The 17,028-nt window shown below is 54.8% G+C and carries 21 protein-coding genes; 13 read left to right on the top strand and 8 right to left on the bottom strand.

All coding sequences use genetic code 11. The features are described from left to right. Positions 1–44: 44 nt before the first annotated feature. The 4 genes from GGE09_RS10495 to GGE09_RS10480 form a co-directional block, all read right to left on the bottom strand. Positions 45–1,217, bottom strand: a complete 1,173-nt coding sequence (locus tag GGE09_RS10495; protein WP_309746073.1) for a helix-turn-helix domain-containing protein — start codon at positions 1,215–1,217, stop codon at positions 45–47. A gap of 203 nt (positions 1,218–1,420) precedes the next feature. Further along, positions 1,421–2,644 carry a 5-aminolevulinate synthase gene (hemA, locus tag GGE09_RS10490; RefSeq protein WP_309746072.1) on the bottom strand — a complete coding sequence of 408 codons (1,224 nt, stop codon included), beginning with the start codon at positions 2,642–2,644 and terminating at the stop codon, positions 1,421–1,423. 150 nt (positions 2,645–2,794) lie between these two features. Beyond that, entirely contained in the window at positions 2,795–3,304 is a 510-nt protein-coding gene (locus GGE09_RS10485) for a winged helix DNA-binding protein (RefSeq protein WP_309746071.1), read from the bottom strand. A gap of 85 nt (positions 3,305–3,389) precedes the next feature. Beyond that, positions 3,390–3,674 carry a succinate dehydrogenase assembly factor 2 gene (locus GGE09_RS10480; RefSeq protein ID WP_309746070.1) on the bottom strand — a complete coding sequence of 95 codons (285 nt, stop codon included), beginning with the start codon at positions 3,672–3,674 and terminating at the stop codon, positions 3,390–3,392. A gap of 117 nt (positions 3,675–3,791) precedes the next feature. Between GGE09_RS10480 and GGE09_RS10475 the strand changes: the two genes are divergently transcribed. Next, entirely contained in the window at positions 3,792–4,997 is a 1,206-nt protein-coding gene (locus tag GGE09_RS10475) for a pyridoxal phosphate-dependent aminotransferase (protein ID WP_309746069.1), read from the top strand. Between the two features lie 8 nt (positions 4,998–5,005). Next, on the top strand, positions 5,006–5,404 hold the full coding sequence (locus GGE09_RS10470) for a hypothetical protein (RefSeq protein ID WP_309746068.1): 399 nt from the start codon (positions 5,006–5,008) through the stop codon (positions 5,402–5,404). A 73-nt stretch (positions 5,405–5,477) separates the two neighbouring features. On the opposite strand, the gene GGE09_RS10465 is transcribed toward GGE09_RS10470, so the two are convergent. Further along, a complete protein-coding gene (locus GGE09_RS10465; protein WP_309746066.1) occupies positions 5,478–5,939 on the bottom strand; it encodes an Lrp/AsnC family transcriptional regulator in 462 nt (153 codons plus the stop codon). 151 nt (positions 5,940–6,090) lie between these two features. Between GGE09_RS10465 and cysG the strand changes: the two genes are divergently transcribed. From cysG to GGE09_RS10415, 10 genes are all read left to right on the top strand, one after another. Then, positions 6,091–7,494 carry a siroheme synthase CysG gene (gene cysG, locus GGE09_RS10460; protein ID WP_309746065.1) on the top strand — a complete coding sequence of 468 codons (1,404 nt, stop codon included), beginning with the start codon at positions 6,091–6,093 and terminating at the stop codon, positions 7,492–7,494. Next, positions 7,494–7,796: a DUF2849 domain-containing protein gene (locus GGE09_RS10455; RefSeq protein WP_309746064.1), complete on the top strand. Its 303-nt coding sequence runs from the start codon at positions 7,494–7,496 to the stop codon at positions 7,794–7,796. The genes cysG and GGE09_RS10455 overlap by 1 nt, the downstream gene beginning before the upstream one ends. A 3-nt stretch (positions 7,797–7,799) precedes the next feature. Further along, a complete protein-coding gene (locus tag GGE09_RS10450) occupies positions 7,800–9,467 on the top strand; it encodes a nitrite/sulfite reductase (RefSeq protein WP_309746063.1) in 1,668 nt (555 codons plus the stop codon). Positions 9,468–9,479: 12 nt separating this feature from the next. Next, positions 9,480–10,217, top strand: a complete 738-nt coding sequence (locus GGE09_RS10445; protein WP_309746062.1) for a phosphoadenylyl-sulfate reductase — start codon at positions 9,480–9,482, stop codon at positions 10,215–10,217. Positions 10,218–10,220: 3 nt separating this feature from the next. After that, on the top strand, positions 10,221–10,655 hold the full coding sequence (locus GGE09_RS10440) for a DUF934 domain-containing protein (protein ID WP_309746061.1): 435 nt from the start codon (positions 10,221–10,223) through the stop codon (positions 10,653–10,655). 43 nt (positions 10,656–10,698) lie between these two features. Next, entirely contained in the window at positions 10,699–11,535 is an 837-nt protein-coding gene (locus GGE09_RS10435; protein ID WP_309746060.1) for a ferredoxin--NADP reductase, read from the top strand. 405 nt (positions 11,536–11,940) lie between these two features. Next, on the top strand, positions 11,941–12,243 hold the full coding sequence (locus GGE09_RS10430; RefSeq protein WP_309746059.1) for a DUF2282 domain-containing protein: 303 nt from the start codon (positions 11,941–11,943) through the stop codon (positions 12,241–12,243). 83 nt (positions 12,244–12,326) lie between these two features. Beyond that, a complete protein-coding gene (locus GGE09_RS10425; protein WP_309746058.1) occupies positions 12,327–13,196 on the top strand; it encodes a DUF692 domain-containing protein in 870 nt (289 codons plus the stop codon). Then, a complete protein-coding gene (locus tag GGE09_RS10420; RefSeq protein ID WP_309746057.1) occupies positions 13,193–13,957 on the top strand; it encodes a DNA-binding domain-containing protein in 765 nt (254 codons plus the stop codon). Before GGE09_RS10425 ends, GGE09_RS10420 begins: the two co-directional genes overlap by 4 nt. Before the next feature lie 10 nt (positions 13,958–13,967). Next, complete coding sequence (locus GGE09_RS10415; protein ID WP_309746056.1) at positions 13,968–14,522, top strand: DoxX family protein; 555 nt, start codon at positions 13,968–13,970, stop codon at positions 14,520–14,522. Here the strand turns inward: GGE09_RS10415 and GGE09_RS10410 are convergent. After that, positions 14,519–14,842 carry an ArsC/Spx/MgsR family protein gene (locus tag GGE09_RS10410; protein WP_309746055.1) on the bottom strand — a complete coding sequence of 108 codons (324 nt, stop codon included), beginning with the start codon at positions 14,840–14,842 and terminating at the stop codon, positions 14,519–14,521. The two genes, GGE09_RS10415 and GGE09_RS10410, sit on opposite strands and share 4 nt — an antisense overlap. A gap of 233 nt (positions 14,843–15,075) precedes the next feature. Between GGE09_RS10410 and GGE09_RS10405 the strand changes: the two genes are divergently transcribed. Next, complete coding sequence (locus tag GGE09_RS10405) at positions 15,076–15,285, top strand: cold-shock protein (protein ID WP_309746054.1); 210 nt, start codon at positions 15,076–15,078, stop codon at positions 15,283–15,285. A gap of 87 nt (positions 15,286–15,372) precedes the next feature. Here the strand turns inward: GGE09_RS10405 and GGE09_RS10400 are convergent, their stop codons facing one another. Together GGE09_RS10400 and GGE09_RS10395 are read right to left on the bottom strand one after the other, a co-directional pair. Then, positions 15,373–16,206, bottom strand: a complete 834-nt coding sequence (locus GGE09_RS10400; RefSeq protein WP_309746218.1) for an ABC transporter permease — start codon at positions 16,204–16,206, stop codon at positions 15,373–15,375. 1 nt (position 16,207) lies between these two features. After that, on the bottom strand, positions 16,208–16,975 hold the full coding sequence (locus GGE09_RS10395) for an ABC transporter ATP-binding protein (protein ID WP_309746053.1): 768 nt from the start codon (positions 16,973–16,975) through the stop codon (positions 16,208–16,210). Positions 16,976–17,028 lie beyond the last annotated feature (53 nt).

The raw sequence follows: 17,028 nt of genomic DNA, 5'->3' as shown, positions 1-17,028 counted from the left end.
ATAGGGTGTTTTACACAGGCCGACGAGTGCTGCAATGCCGCAGATCAGTTAGACCCGCTGGCATCGGCAACTGGGTTCAATCCGTTCAACGGAGGCGCAAGGGGCGAAGTGAACAAATCCGTGGCCAAAGCCATGTTTTCCATTACTGTGTCTTTACCCAAGGCCACGCCGCGCACAACGCCGCCGCGATTGCCGACAGGCCCGTAGGTATTATCACCCACCATCACAAAAACAGCGCCTGCGTTACCCGCGCGCAGTTTCGCACCCTCAACATCGCTGGGGATACGATACCGTTCGCCTGCGTCGAGAATTTTCTCAAACAAAACAGCGCCATCGTCGAAATAGACGCGAATCCAGGCAGGTTTCAAGGCAACCACATCCACCGGTGGCGGCCCCTCGGCGACGACGCGCGGCGCGACGGGTTCGGCCATTGGAGGGTGTACCACAGGGGCTTGCAAATCGGCATAAGCGCCAAGGCTGCCCGCATTGAACGAGGAAATCGGGGCATCGCGCGCCACCATTTGGGGCACTTCCAATTCGGTCGGGCGATACAATTGGTCTAGATTAGAGGTCTGAAACGCCGATGTAGGGTTCAGAGCCACCACATTATCCCGCTGGGATGTGGGTTCGATCGGCAGGGTTGCCACCTCGGATGTGACACCTGGGGTTTGGTTCACTGGCACAAACTGAACGCGCTGAACCTCTTGCAGAACGGCCCAACTGCCATAGCCAAGACCCGCCAACAACAAAGCCAGCACCAGAACCGAACCAAGACCCGAGGGGGATACATTACTGAAAAAGCCAACGCTTGGCGGTGTCATTGGAATCCGTGGACGGGCAATCGGATCAGCCGTTGAAGGGCGCACAGGTGTATGCAGCAAAGCGGCGGATTTATTTGCTAAAGAACCGGGTTTCAGATCAGAATGCACACCGTTAAAGCCGCTTTCTTCACAAAAGCGGACAAAACATTCATCCGGATCCATTTCCAGATAACGGGCATAAGACCGCACATACCCTGCGATAAATCCCTGTGTCTGAAAGACAGATGGATCGCAGTTTTCGATTGCAGAGATGTATGTGGCTTTAATGCGCAAATCCCGTTGCACATCTAGCAAAGACTTGCCGAGCGTCGCACGCTCCCCGCGCATTTGATCTCCGAGTGTTACCTCAAACGTATCAAAGCCACGCGGCTGTTGTTTACCAAAGCCTTTGTCCATCCAACCTGCCTGACCCCTTGCGTCCGGTTCGTAGTCTTTCGTGCGGTTGCCCCCGCACCGGACGATTCGTTCACCCGACTGATTAGATGCATGCATACCACACGCCAGAGATATTGTGCACCCCTGAGTGTGATAATTGTTGCATTTTACTGGCAGGCAAAAATCCGCCTAAATCAAACATGTAACAGGCAATGCTTGCGCAATTACCCCGTCATATCCATGCGATTTAAGGCGCAATGCCCCCAAAGCCCGTCCAGTGCAGAAACCAAAGCGTTGATCATGGCGTCTGTGTGGACCGGGGACGGGGTAAACCGCAGCCGTTCAGTCCCGCGTGGAACTGTTGGGAAATTAATCGGCTGGACGTAAATACCGTGGTTTTCCAACAGCATATCCGACAGCATTTTACATTTCACCGGATTGCCCACATGGACGGGGACAATATGGCTGCCACGATCATCCAGCGGCAGGTTCAGGGCCCGCAAACGGGATTTCAGCAGCTTGGCTTTGGCCTGATGAATACCGCGCAGGGCATTATCGGTTTTCAGGTGCCTGACCGAGGCCGCCGCCGCCGCCGCAACAGCGGGTGGCAGGGATGTGGTAAAGATAAACCCTGGCGCATAAGAGCGGACAGCATCAGCCATGCGATCGGATGTGGCGATGTAACCGCCCATCACCCCGTAGGCTTTGGCTAAAGTTCCGTTAATAATATCAATACGATGGGCAAGATTATCTTGTTCGGTGATGCCACCGCCCCGCTGACCGTACAGGCCGACGGCATGGACTTCGTCGATATAGGTCAATGCGTTGAATTCATCTGCGAGATCGCAGATCGCTTCAATCGGGGCAAAGTCGCCATCCATCGAATACAGAGATTCAAAGGCAATCAGTTTTGGTGCTTCTGGCGGCAGGGTTTCCAGAATGCTGCGCAGGTGATCTACGTCATTATGGGCAAACACATGTTTTTCACAGAAACCGTGACGAATGCCTTCGATCATAGATGCGTGGTTCAACTCATCCGACAGGATAATCAGGCCGGGGAATAGCTTGGGCAAGACCGACAGGGTTGCCTCATTCGCGTTATAAGCAGAGGTGAAAACCACGGCGCGTTCTTTTCCGTGCAGATCAGCCAACTCCACCTCTAGGGCGTGGTGATAGGCGGTGTTTCCGGAAATATTCCTTGTGCCGCCAGACCCAGCACCAGCTTCATCCGCCGCAGCTTTCAGGGCATCCAGAACAACGGGGTGTTGCCCCATGCCCAGATAGTCATTGCCACACCAGACGGTGATTTCAGCCTCGCTGCCATCTGGCTTTGACCAGACTGCGCGGGGAAACTGTTGATTCATCCGACGGATGTTTTGGAAAACGCGATAGCGGCCTTCGTCGTGCAAACGGGCCAAAGCGTTGTCGATTTGTTGGTCATAATCCATAGGCAGCACCCTACTCCTGCGACCCGAACAGCGGGCCGATCCCCAGATAGGATATATTTTCCCGTTCAGTTAGACCACAAAACGCCGCACGTGTCTGCTGTGTTTTGGCAATGCAAATGCGCCAACCCTGCCCCCGCCTAAAAACATATCTTAATAGATATAGCGGATTTGATCGGTCCAATACCGTTCCACACGCCGCAAAACCGTGTTGATATTCTGCAAACCGACCTCTTCGATAACGTCTTGCCCGACCATGCCACCCGCATGCCGCTCAAACAATTCGGATACAATTGTGCGGATCTCCCGCCCCCGCGTGGTCAGCTTGACGCGTACCGCGCGGCGGTCAATTTCGCAGCGGTGATGATGCATATAGCCCGCTTCGACAAGTTTCTTGAGGTTATAGGACACATTCGATCCCTGATAATATCCCCGCGACTTCAGCTCGCCTGCGGTCACTTCATTTTCACCGATATTAAACAGCAACAAGGCCTGTACCGAATTAATGTCCAGCAAGCCAAGTCGCTCAAACTCATCCTTTATGACATCCAGCAAAAGCCGGTGTAATCGTTCGACCATGGACAGGGTTTCCAGATAGGATCCCAGAAACTCTGTCCCTTTGGTTTCTTTGTCTTGCGAATTGACTGCTGTATGTATGCTCATGTTTTTACTCCGCCTGTATGTGTCACAGGCAGAATTGAAGCAAAAGTTCCAACAACTGGTTAAACTGAAGCGATTTTTTGAGAAATTACGACGATCTTACAGACAGATTAGCTAAAATTCGCGCTATTGCAGGCGAAAATTCGCTCGGTGTCGGTGCAGCCCCCGTAATCCAGGAATAAATTTCCTGATCCGGTTGATTCATCAGATGTTCGTGCGAATCCAGCGACTCTGTCGAAAGACTTGCCAACTGTGTATCCGCGAATTTTCCGAGAATCAGGTCCATTTCCTTCATCCCACGCCGCCAGGACCGCATCCGCAAGCGGCGCAGTCGGGTCTCATGGGATTCTTCTTTGGGGGGCATCTGTTCCATACCCGCCTTCTAGAACGGGTCCGCCAAACAGGCAAGCCCAAGGGTAAAACGGTTTCCCTTGCACCCTTTGCGTCCCGCTCCTAAGACAGGCAGGACTATTATTTAAGGGACCACGCCATGTCTGATTTTCTGTCAAAAACACTGGAACGGGTGAAACCTTCGCCAACCATCATGATTTCTGCAAAAGCTGCAGAACTGAAAGCTGCCGGTCGCAATATTATTGCGCTGAGCGCAGGAGAGCCGGATTTTGACACGCCAGACAATATCAAAACCGCTGCCAAGGCTGCGATTGATGCGGGGAAAACCAAATACACCGCCCCAGACGGCATTGCCGAGCTGAAACAGGCTGTTTGTGCGAAATTCAAGCGCGACAACGGGCTGGATTATACACCCGATCAGGTTTCTGTGTCTTCGGGCGGCAAACAAGTGCTGTATAATGCCCTGATGGCCACGTTGAATGAAGGTGACGAAGTGGTGATCCCTGCCCCATATTGGGTGTCCTACCCTGATATGGTGTTGCTGGCAGGGGGGACGCCCGTCATTGCCGATACGTCGATCCAGACCGAATTCAAGCTGACAGCCGACCAGTTGGAATCTGCGATTACGCCGAAAACCAAATGGCTGATCTTCAACTCTCCGTCCAATCCATCGGGCGCAGGATATAGCCATGACGAGTTGAAACAACTGACTGATGTGTTGATGCGCCACCCCCATGTCTGGGTGATGACCGACGATATGTATGAACATCTGGCCTATGGGGATTTCAAGTTCTGCACGCCAGCACAGGTGGAACCCCGTCTTTATGAACGTACACTCACGGTGAACGGCGTATCTAAAGCCTATGCCATGACAGGCTGGCGGATTGGCTATGCGGCAGGGCCAAAGCCCCTGATCGCGGCTATGCGCAAGGTACAGTCTCAATCCACATCAAACCCCTGCACCATAAGCCAATGGGCCGCGGTTGAGGCATTGAACGGCACTCAGGACTATATCGACATGTCCCGCCCTGTGTTTCAGGACCGCCGCGATCTGGTGGTCAGGATGCTGAACGACGCTGCAGGGATTTCTTGCCCGACACCGGATGGGGCGTTTTACGTCTATCCATCCATTGCCGAATGTATCGGGAAAACCACAGCAAAAGGCGTGAAGGTGGATTCAGACGAGGTGTTTGCAACCGAACTGCTAGAAGAAGAAGGCGTTGCCGTCGTCTTTGGCGCGGCCTTTGGCCTGTCACCCAACTTTCGCGTAAGCTATGCTACGTCAAACGAGGAACTGATCGACGCCTGCACCCGCATCCAAGCCTTTTGCGCGCGTCTAAGCTAGGACGAAGAATGACCGATCTGAAAAACCTGTTCTTTCGGGTGCGTGAAAACGGTGCTGCGGTTTATCGTGTCGACGCGGAAAACCGCCAGCGCCGACTGGACATGCAGCAAATCGCGGTGGTGAATATCCGGTCCGGCGATGTGAAACCCCAAGGGGATCAGATCCCGACCGCAGCCGAGCGTAACGAGATCGACGCTTGGGTTGTGGCGCGGCGCAAGATTGTCGAGGAACGGCGCATCGACGATCTGCTGCGCACCACAGACCATCTGAACCTGACCGCGCAATGGGTACAAACCCGTGCCACGGAGGAGCAGATCGACATGTTCGCCGATGATCTTTTGATGGCGATGCATGACCTGCGCACGGTGATTGTGCGGCGCAAGGCGGATGGGTTGTTGAAAAAGTAGTCTGTCGGTTTTTATGAGTATTTTTGGAACATTGAAGCCATACGTTAGGCAGCCTTAATTCAGAAGGCCCAATTCAGACGGGCAGAATCGTTGTGCTCTTGATTTCCTCCATGGACAGCAAGGCTGTGACATTGAAGATTTTCACCTCGGCGATCAGGGCCTGATAGAAGGTATCATAGGCTTTGGCGTTGGTGACGCGGACCTTTAGTATATAGTCAATATCCCCTGCAAGGCGATGGGCCTCCATGACTTCGGGGCGCTCTAGCAGGGTTTTCAGGAAGCTGTCCTGCCAGTTTTGATCGTGTTCGGATGTGCGAATAAGCACGAAAAAACAAGCCTCTAGACCTAACATCTCAGGATCGACCAAAGTGGTCTGGCGCAGGATCAGACCGGCCTCGCGCATTTTGCGGATACGGTTCCAGACAGGGGTTTTGCTGGCCCCCACCAAACGCGCGATTTCATCGAGTGATTGGGACGCATCCTTTTGCAATTCAGCAAGGATTTTCCGATCCAGTGGGTCTAGGGCGATGGACATTTTTGAATTCCTATCGTTTGGCGGCTGTTATTCCGACTTCACTCGATAATATGGGTGTATTTTCCTATTTCACGGGAAAACGCGTTTGTAAATGGAATATTTTCCCCCGAACTGCTATATCCACGGGAAGAAGTTGTAAACGGATGCGGTTATGAAGCACTTTCCGATCTTTGTTAATCTTGTGAACCAACGGGTTCTGCTGGCTGGTGGCGGCGAAACAGCTGTGGCGAAACTGCGCCTGATCCTCAAGACCGAGGCCGAGATTCACGTCTTTGCACCTGCTCCTGTGGCGCAGATTGAGGCTTGGGCGAAAGATGCACGCCTTGTGCTGCATCGGCGTGACATGGTTGCAGCGGATGCAGTGGGCGCGCGGTTGGTTTACGGCGCGCAAGACGATGCCGCTGCGGACGCGCGTGTGGCGGCACTGGGTCGTGCGGGCGGGGCGCTGGTCAATATTGTGGACAACCTGCAAGACAGTCAATTCATCACCCCTGCGATTGTGGATCGTGATCCGGTGACCGTGGCCATCGGAACCGAGGGCGCGGCCCCTGTTCTGGCCCGTCACATCAAGAAACAGGTGGAAGAAGCCCTGCCCCCCTCACTGGGTCTGCTGGCCCGTTTGGGTCAGGCGTTTCGCGGGGCAGCGGATGTACTGCCTATGGGGCGCAAGCGGCGGGATTTCTGGTCTCGGTTTTATTTCGAGCGTGGCCCAGAAGCATTGGCTTCTGGTGGTGAAATCGCTGTGAAAGCAGAGCTGGACGCACTGTTGCAGCAAACGCTGGCGGCAAAACGCTCGGCTGGGCGTGTTGATCTGGTGGGTGCTGGCCCCGGAGATGCGGAATTGTTGACGCTAAAGGCGCGTAAACTGCTGCATGAAGCCGACGTAGTTCTGCATGATCAAATGGTGACAGGCGAAATTCTGGAACTGGCACGGCGCGAGGCGATCGTGGTTGAAACCGGCAAGCGCGGGTTTGGTGAAAGCTGGACACAGGACGCCATTAACGATCTGATGATTTCCCATGCGGCTGAAGGCCACCATGTGGTGCGGCTGAAGTCCGGTGATCCGGCAATGTTTGCACGGCTTGACGAAGAAATGGACGCGCTGGATGCGGCGGGAATTGACTGGGCGATTGTACCCGGCATCACGGCGGCTTCCGCAGCGGCGGCCAATGCGCGGGTGTCTTTGACCCAGCGCGGCCGCAATTCTGCCCTGCGGTTCCTGACAGCCCATGATGTGGACGGGTTTGCCGATCAGGACTGGCGCGATCTGGCCAAGCCCGATGCAGTTGCAGCGATTTACATGGGTAAGCGGGCGGCCAGCTTTTTGCGCGGACGTCTGATGATGCACGGCGCAAATGGCGATACGCCTGTAACCATCGTGGAAAACGCATCCCGCGCCAATCAGCGGATCTTGCAGGCGAACCTGCGCAGTCTGCCCGAGATTTTGAACGCATCTGATGTGTCTGGTCCCGCAGTGATGCTGCTGGGTCTGGCACCACGGGCGGCGGCACAAGCTGCGCTCGATCTGACTATAGAAGAAATGGAGCAAGCCTAATGGCCAAGAAATTCACGCCGAAGGTTCTGACAGCAAACGATCTGTTGCAAGGCGATGTCATCTATTGGGATGAACGGGGCGACTGGGTCGGTGCGTTTGAGGACGCGCTGTATCTGGACACTGAAAAGCTGGCCAATCACGTTCTGACACTGGCTGAAAAGCAGCAAAACGTAATTGTTGGCCCTTATCTGGCCGATGCTGCCTTAAGCGATGACGACAAACCCATGCCAGCCCATTTCCGCGAAACCTTTCGCACCACGGGCCCCAGCAACTATAACCACGGCAAGCAAGCGGAGGCATAAATCATGTATTCCTACAGCCAGTTTGACAAAGACTTCATCGCCGAGCGGAACAAACAATTCCGCGCACAGGTGGAACGCCGCATCGACGGATCGCTGACCGAAAACGAATTCAAGCCCCTGCGCCTGATGAACGGTCTGTACCTGCAATTGCACGCCTATATGCTGCGCGTGGCAATCCCTTATGGCACGCTGCGGTCTGCACAGATGCGCCAGTTGGCGATGATTGCGGAGAAATTCGACAAAGGCTACGGGCATTTTACCACCCGCCAGAACATCCAGTACAACTGGCCCAAGCTGGTGGATGTGCCTGACATCATGGAAGCCTTGGCCGAGGTGGAAATGCACGCGATCCAGACTTCGGGCAACTGTGTGCGCAACGTGACGTCTGATCATTTTGCCGGCGCTGCCGCGGATGAAATCGAAGACCCGCGCCCCACTGCCGAATTGCTGCGCCAGTGGTCCACAGACCACCCTGAATTCGCCTTTCTGGGGCGCAAGTTCAAGATTGCGGTTGTCGGGTCTGAAACCGACCGCGCCGTGACCAAAGCCCATGACATCGGTCTGCGCATGGTGCGCAGTGCTGATGGTCACGCGGGCTATGAAGTCATCGTTGGTGGGGGCCTTGGCCGCACGCCGATGATTGGTAAAGTCATTCGTGACTTTCTTCCGGTTGAGGATTTGCTGCCCTATGTGGAAAGCATTCTTCAGGTTTATAACCGTTTGGGTCGCCGCGATAACAAATACAAAGCGCGTATCAAGATTACCGTGCATGAAAACGGTCTGGACGTGATCCGCGACGAGGTGGAAAAAGCCTTTGTTCTGCAACGGGCGGCCTTTGACAACACGGCTCTTGATGTTCTGGACGAATTGAAAGCTGCCTTTGCAGCGCCTGCCTTTATCAACGCGCCATTGGATGCGTTTTACACAGCGCAGAATGCAGATGCGTCGTTCCGTTCGTTTGTAGATACCAATCTGGCGGAACACAAAAACGCCGATTATGCGATTGTGACCATTTCAACCAAAGCCCACGGCAAAACACCCGGCGATGCCACAGCGGAACAGATGCGCATGATGGCGGATTTGGCTGAAAGCTATGGCCACGACGAATTGCGCATCAGCCACGAGCAGAACGTGATCTTGCCCCATGTGCATAAATCCCACCTGCCCGAAGTCTATGCGCAGCTGCGCAAAGTGGGATTGGCCACGGCGAATATCGGGTTGATTTCCGACATCATCGCCTGCCCCGGTATGGATTATTGTGCGCTGGCCACCGCGCGCTCTATTCCTGTGGCGCAGCAAATCGCCACCCGCTTTGAGGAATTGAAGCTGGAACACGATATTGGCGCATTAAAGATCAAGATTTCAGGCTGTATCAATGCCTGTGGTCACCACCATGTGGGGCATATTGGCATTCTGGGTCTGGATCGCGCAGGCGTTGAAAACTACCAGATCACGCTTGGGGGCGATCACACAGAAACCGCCGCTATCGGGGAACGGGCTGGTCCGGGCTTTGCCTATGACGAGATCGTTCCTGCCATTGAACGTCTGGTTTACGGCTATCTGGATCTGCGCGCCGATGCTGACGAGACATTTATCGAAACATTCCGTCGGTTGGGGGCCGCGCCGTTTAAGGCCGTGCTGTACCCCGCCGAACAAATCGCAGCCGAATAGGAGACGCATGCCATGCCTTTAGAAGCCGCTTACCTGACTGTTCCCGAACGTGTTGAGATGCTGAATTCCAGCTATCGCCACCACGCTGCCATTCCTGTTTTGACCGAAGCGCTGAACGACCCCTTGCTGGGCAAAGTCGCTTTGGTGTCCTCTTTCGGGGCTGAATCCGTTGTGTTGTTGCATATGGTCGCCAACATTAAACCCGATACGGCTGTTGTGATGATCGACACGGAAATGCTGTTTCCCGAAACGCTCGACTATCAGGCCGAAGTGGCTGAAAAGCTGGGCCTGACCAACATGCAGATCGTGCGGGCGGATGCTGCGGCCATTGCGGCGGCAGACCCTGATGGCACGCTGAACCAAACTGCGCCTGACGCCTGCTGTTCCTTGCGCAAGACCGAGCCGCTGCAAAACGCTTTGGGCAATTTTGATGCTTGGATCACAGGGCGCAAACGGTTCCAAAGCGGCCAGCGGGCTGTGCTGGACCTGTTTGAAAGCGAAGACGACATCCGTATCAAGATCAACCCTCTGGCCCATTGGCGTCAGCAGGATCTGATCGAATACATGGAAAACAACGCCCTGCCCCGGCATCCGCTGGTGGCCAAAGGCTATCCTTCGATCGGCTGTGCCCCCTGCACAACCCCTGTCGGGCGCAACGAAGACCCCCGCTCGGGGCGCTGGCGCGGACAGGAAAAAGTCGAATGTGGTATCCATTTTGGTGCTGATGGCAAGATCGTCAGAGGAGCCTGAGACATGACAACTATATTAATTCAAGACAGCGGTTTCGTCCAAGACGACTGGGACGGCCCTTTGCTGGACTGGGATGTCACCACACAGGGCGGCGCTGAACCAAAACGGGGTTACGGGTTGGATGTTCCCAACACCGTGACCGCGGAACAGTTGAAACCCTATTTCGACACGGTCGGCATGATCCGCGTCTTTTTCCCCAATTCCCATGACGGGCGCGGCTTTACCATTGCGCGGACAGCGCGGTTGCTCGGTTATACCGGACGGCTGCGTGCCTTTGGTCATGTGATCGCCGATCAATATGCCATGGCCCGCCGTGTTGGCTTTGACGAAGTCGAGATCGACCAGACCCTTGCCGCCCGTCAACCCGAACCCCAATGGCTGGCCCGCGCCGACTGGCAACATCACAGCTACCTAAACCGGTTGCAAAAATCTGCATAATTGTTATTACACTAACAATTGACCTTTCGACAGGAATACGACAATGACGGATCAGAATCCTATCACTACGACCGAGGCAAAACCTGTGCCAGTACTTCCCGACGCCCAGATCGTCACCAAAGTCACCCATTACACCGACCGTTTGTTCTCGTTTCGGGTGACACGGCCTGCCAGCCTGCGGTTCCGTTCGGGCGAGTTTGTAATGATCGGCTTGATGGGCGATCCTGATCCGAAAACCGGAAAGCAGAAACCCCTGCTGCGCGCTTATTCCATCGCCTCGCCCAGCTGGGACGATGAACTGGAGTTCTATTCCATCAAGGTTCAGGACGGCCCGCTGACCTCCAAGTTGCAAAACATCAAAGTCGGCGACGAAGTGATTGTGCGCCCCAAACCCGTGGGAACACTGGTTCTGGACGCGCTGCTGCCGGCCAAACGGATGTATTTCATCGCCACAGGCACCGGTGTTGCGCCTTTTGCATCCCTGATCCGCGATCCTGACCTGTATGAACGCTATGACGAAGTAATCCTGTGCCACACCTGCCGCGAAGTGGCAGAGCTGAAATATGGCGCCGATCTGGTGGCATCCTTGGCGGATGATCCGCTGATTGGCGAAGTTGTGGGCGACAAACTGAAATACTTCCCCACAACCACCCAAGAAACCAGCGCCCGCATGGGCCGCGTCACTGACCTGTTGAAAGACGGCTCGGTCGCCAAAGAATTCGGCCTGCCGCCGCTGAATCCCGAAACAGACCGCCTGATGGTCTGTGGTTCTATGGGTCTGAACCTTGACATCAAAGCCATCTGCGAAGCCGCTGGCATGACCGAAGGGTCCAACAGCCAGCCTGCCGATTTCGTGGTCGAAAAAGCCTTCGTCGGCTAAAACCGCCCAAAGATTTCAAATACTGAAAGCCCCCCACAATGGGGGCTTTTTGCGTTTTACTGTCGGCGTCTTAAAGAATTATCGCGGATATTAATTCAATATTATGTTTCAAAGGATCAGACTGTCAGGCTCACAGCGCCGTTCTGTTCGGGCACGCAGTTAACGCCACGTCATCAAAAGGCTGCCAACCGACCACTCTGAAAACCTGTTTAAGAACAACTGTATAGGCCCGATTTTACGCGAATAATCGCCTATGTACATTCTTCCACACGATACCTGCTCGAAATGTTACAACGCCTGAACTACCTGTTATACACATCCATGTGAGTGGCAATTGATCCCCCCACATGAATAATCAACCCATCGCAAACTGCGAAATTTAGTTCACGACAGAGAGGAATTTACATGTCCAACACAGTAAAAACACTGGCCGTTGCATCTGCCGTCGCCGCGGCGGTTGTGTCCCACGCGAATACAGCTTCTGCCCAATCCAAAGAAAAATGCTACGGCGTTTCCCTGACAGGCCAAAACGGCTGCGCCGCAGGCCCGGGCACATCCTGCGCTGGCACGTCCACAGTGGATTACCAAGGCAACGCATGGTCGTTGGTTGACGCAGGCACCTGCACCGAAATCGAACTGCCTGCCATGGCCGATGGGTCCGCACGCAAAGGTTCGACCGAAGCTTTGAGCCGCGACCTGCCAAGCTGATTAAGCGCAAACCACATAGGGTGTGGCTGGTAAACCGGCCCACCCCGATCTGAATAAAACCTTGATACAAGGGGATTTTTAAAATGCTGGACGCACGGGCAGACAGACCAAACACCGTTCCAAATCGGGCTGGTGTCGGGTTCAAAGCACAGCATCTCGACGGTATTTTAAAAGACCCTGACAGCATCGGCTGGTTGGAAATCCACGCAGAAAACTATATGGGCGACGGGGGCCGTCCCATTGCCCAATTGCGCCACCTGCGCGAACGGTTCGCCATTTCCTGCCACGGCGTTGGCCTGTCCATCGGGGCCGAGGGTCCGTTGGACGCAGACCATCTGACACGGCTGAAAACGCTGGTCGACTGGCTGGAACCAGGGCTGTTTTCCGAACATCTGGCATGGTCCACCCATGACAGCCATTTTCTGAATGACCTACTGCCCCTGCCCTATACGCAGGCCACCGTAGACCGCGTTGTGGATCATATAGATCAGGTACAAACCACCATCGGACGACAAATGCTGCTGGAAAACCCCTCTACCTATGTGGCTTTTGCCGAAAGCGACCGCTCTGAAATAGACTTCCTGCGCGATGTGGCACAGCGTTCGGGCTGTGGGCTGTTGCTGGATGTGAACAATGTTTTTGTGTCAGCCACCAACCAGAATTACTCGCCTGAAGGCTATATAGATGCGTTTCCCACGGAATTGGTGGGCGAATTGCACCTTGGCGGCCATGAACAGGACGCCGATGATTTCGGCGCACTACTGTTGATTGACAGCCATTCACGAGCAGTGGTTGATCCGGTTTGGGCGCTTTATGAATACACGCTGGCCAAATCCGGCCCGCGCCCCACCCTGATCGAATGGGACAATGACATCCCGGACTGGTCCGTGCTCGCAGCCGAGGCGGCGCGCGCTGATCATCTTTTGTCAGCCCAGCCTGCGTTACCAAAATGAGCACGCACCCTGCAACCGTCGGACAATCCCCCTTCGCACAGGCGGTTCTGGACCCCAATATGGCTGTTCCCCAAGGCCTGATTGACCCCGCAGGCCGTCCTGCGGGCAAGCGTTTTGACGTTTACCGTAACAATGTAATTGTCAGCCTGCTTGACGCGATGGAGACCGCTTTTCCGGTGATCCAAAAGCTGATTGGCGCTGGAAACTTTCGCACCCTATCTGGTCACTACGTGCGCCAGCACCCACCGCAAACACCTGTGTTAATGTTCTACGGCGTGGATTTTCCAGAATTCCTGACCGGTTTCGAACCGCTTGCCCATCTGCCCTACCTGCCCGATGTGGCCCGTCTGGAACTGGCACGGCGCAGCAGCTATCACGCTGCCGATGCCTTTCCTGTGGCCGGTGATGCCCTATCCCAAATCGACCCCGCGCGGCTGATGGACACCCGTTTTACGCTGGCTCCGACGATGCGGATCGTTCCCAGCCCCTATCCCATCGTCGACATCTGGGATTTCAACATGATCGATGGCACGCCGCCCCCACAAGCCGCCGCGCAAACTGCCCTAATCACACGGCCGGAGCTTGACCTTGAAATGCAAGTAATCCTGCCAGAGCAAGCAGATTTTCTAACGGCAATTGCCCAAGGCGATCCCCTTGGCGCGGCTTATGATGCTGCAACCGGGATTAACCCGAACTTCGATCTCTCCGCCGCTATTGTCCTGATGTTGCAATCAGGCCTTATCACCAAAATCCAACCTTAAAGGGGCGTCCATGACTGCTGTTTTGAACCTGTACACCACACTTATGGGCACCGTCCTGCGGCTTTTAGGCGACTGGTTTCTCCCCTCATTCGCCCGTTTTTCCTTTGCGGCGGTGTTGTTATTCTACTTCTGGAACTCGGCGCTTACAAAAATTGGCAGCGGTATTTTTGGTATTTTTTCGCCAACCGAAAACGCCTACATCCAGATTTTCCCCAAAAAATTTGAGGCCGCAGGCTATGATATCACACAGATGGGCGGGTTTGACTGGCTTGTCGCGGTTGCAGGCACCTGCGCCGAGTTCATCCTGCCTTTGCTGATTGTTATCGGCCTGTTCACCCGCCTTGCAGCCCTTGGCATGGCAGGTTTTGTAATCGTGCAAAGTTATGTGGATGTGGTTGGCCACGGCGTGTCGGGCAAGACCTTGGGCGCGTGGTTTGACGGGCCATCAGATGCGCTGATACTGGATCAGCGCCTGATGTGGATGCTTCTGTTTGCAGTGCTGTTCATCAAAGGGGCCGGTCCGATTTCGATAGATCGGATTCTGCGCCAACCCGTTAAAATCTAAAGATACTTTGCCTGAGTGTCTTTGCCCCACCCAAGGGTTAGCGTGCCACCTGCATCTATCACGGGCCGCTTCATCAAGGTCGGGTGCTCCCCTAACAAAGCAAGCGGCTCCGCTTCACGGGCCGCTGCATTCAAACCGCGCCATGTGGTAGAGCGGGTGTTCACCAAATCCGCCCCGAATTCTGTATAAAATCTTTGTAATTCGGACGCAGGCACACCATCAGCCCGCACGTCTACAAAACTGATTTCGCGCCCGGCCTTTTGCAGCGATTTAAGCGCCTTGCGACAGGTATCGCAGTTTTTCAATCCGTACAGTTTCATGGCCGATCCTTTTAATATTTTCTTGATTTCTAAGACTTCGGCACGTTTTCGCAAGCATTTGGCGTCATTAAACCTTCACTTGCAAAAAAATAAATCGTGAGTCATAGATTCAGTGTGAGGTTCATCTTTATACGATCCGCTCCTTCTTTGATGTAGCAGACGCGACCTAAGACCCTGAGCTACACCACCAGCCGCAGCATCGTGCGGGCGGCGATTTTAAAGGAGCGTTTTTAATGGCTACCGGTACAGTAAAATGGTTCAACTCAACCAAAGGCTATGGTTTCATCCAGCCTGATTCCGGCGGAGCAGATGTATTTGTACATGTTTCTGCTGTTGAACGGGCAGGTCTGAACGGCTTGAACGACAACCAAAAAGTAACTTTTGAAGTTGAAACAGGCCGGAACGGTCGCGAAGCCGCGACGGATCTGAAACTGAACGATTAATTCAGTGCCCTTGTGAATTCAAAAAGGCCCCGTCGCATTTTGCACGGGGCCTTTTTCTTTTGGCAGCCTAATCAGGCGCCCAAGATGTTAGCTGCGCCAGTCCAGCAAGCGGCGTTCAATCAGCCCGATCACGGTGCTGACAACGATTCCAAGCAGCGACAGCAGTAAAACCCCTGCAAACAACCGTTCCAGATCATAAAGCGCGCCTGCTTCAAGGATATAAGCGCCGATGCCGTATTCCGCGCCCAGCATTTCAGCGGCCACCAGCAGGATGATGGCAATGGCCAGACTGATGCGCAGGCCTGACAGGATACCGGGCATGGCACCGGGCAGAACGATTTTGCGCACGATGGAAAACCACGACAGGCCAAAACTTTGCCCCATGCGGATCAGGCTGCGATCCACGTTATCCACCGCCCCATAGGTCGCCACAACCGTGGGCGTGAAAGTGCCAAAGGCGATCAGCGCGTATTTAGAGCCCTCGTCGATACCGAACCAGATCACGAACAAGGGCAGCAGGGCGATTTTGGGGATCGGGAAGATTGCTGCGACCAAGGGCACAAGCCCCGCGCGGATATAGGAAAACAGCCCGATCAACACCCCAACGCCAACGCCAACAAGCGCCCCTAGCGTTGCACCTACTGCAAGTCGGGACAAGGATGGCAACAGATGTTTGTACAACAGCCCCGATTGATGCAATTCGATCAAGGTCTGCAACACATCTGACGGTTTGGGCAAGGTCAACGCGGTTATCCAGCCTGTCCGTGTACCCCATTCGGCAACGGCAATCAGCAGCACAAAGACCACCGCCCCCACCCAGCGTTTGCGCACAGGGGCAAAGCCGCCGCCGCGAAAGGTGACGGGCTGGGCCCGTGTCTGGGCGTGTGTCGGGGCCTGTGTTGAGGCGTGACTTGCAGTCATATCAGACATCCAACAACTCCGCATCAGCGGCGCGGGCTTCATCGCGCATCAACTGCCACAAGTGGCGTTGGTGCTTGTCCAGATCGGCATCCCCGAACTGACGCTCTACCAAAGGTTTGTCCAGATGCACGATCTCGCGGATCTGCCCCGGCCTGCGGGACAGGACCACGATGGAATGGCCCAGACGCACAGCCTCGGCCAGATTGTGGGTGACGTAAACCGCAGTGAACGGTGTGCGGGTCCACAGGGAAACCAGATCATCCATCAGCAATTCACGGGTCTGACTGTCAAGCGCAGACAGGGGTTCATCCATCAGCATCACAGCAGGGTTCACTGCCAACGCGCGGGCAATGGCCACCCGTTGTTTCATGCCACCCGAAAGCTGTTTGGGCAGCGCTTTTGCAAAATCCGTCAGTTTGGTGCGGGCCAGCACATCGTCGATGATTTCCTTGGCCCGCGCACCGCGAATGCCGTGGTCTTCTAGCACCAGCGAGATGTTGCCCGCCACAGAGCGCCACGGCAGCAGTGCGAAATCCTGAAAGATATAGGTGAGCGGGTTCAGACAGTCCGCAGGCGGGGTGCCAATTTGCAAGACCCTGCCCTTTTTGGGCCGTTCCAGCCCACCGATCATGCGCAGCAATGTGGATTTTCCACAGCCCGACGGCCCCACAATGCAAACAATTTTGCCATTGGGAATGTCGAGTGTGATGTCGCGCATCACCTCAAAGCTGTCATAGGAATGGCTGACATTTTCCAGACGGATATCCATAGAACGGCCCTTATAGAATGGTTGCGGGGCGCGGATCATCGCACCCCGCTTTG

The organism is Roseobacter sp. N2S (assembly GCF_031454055.1).
GTDB lineage: Bacteria > Pseudomonadota > Alphaproteobacteria > Rhodobacterales > Rhodobacteraceae > Amylibacter.
Note: the sequence above shows the minus strand (reverse complement) of the source record. Positions and strands in the feature narration are given on the sequence as shown.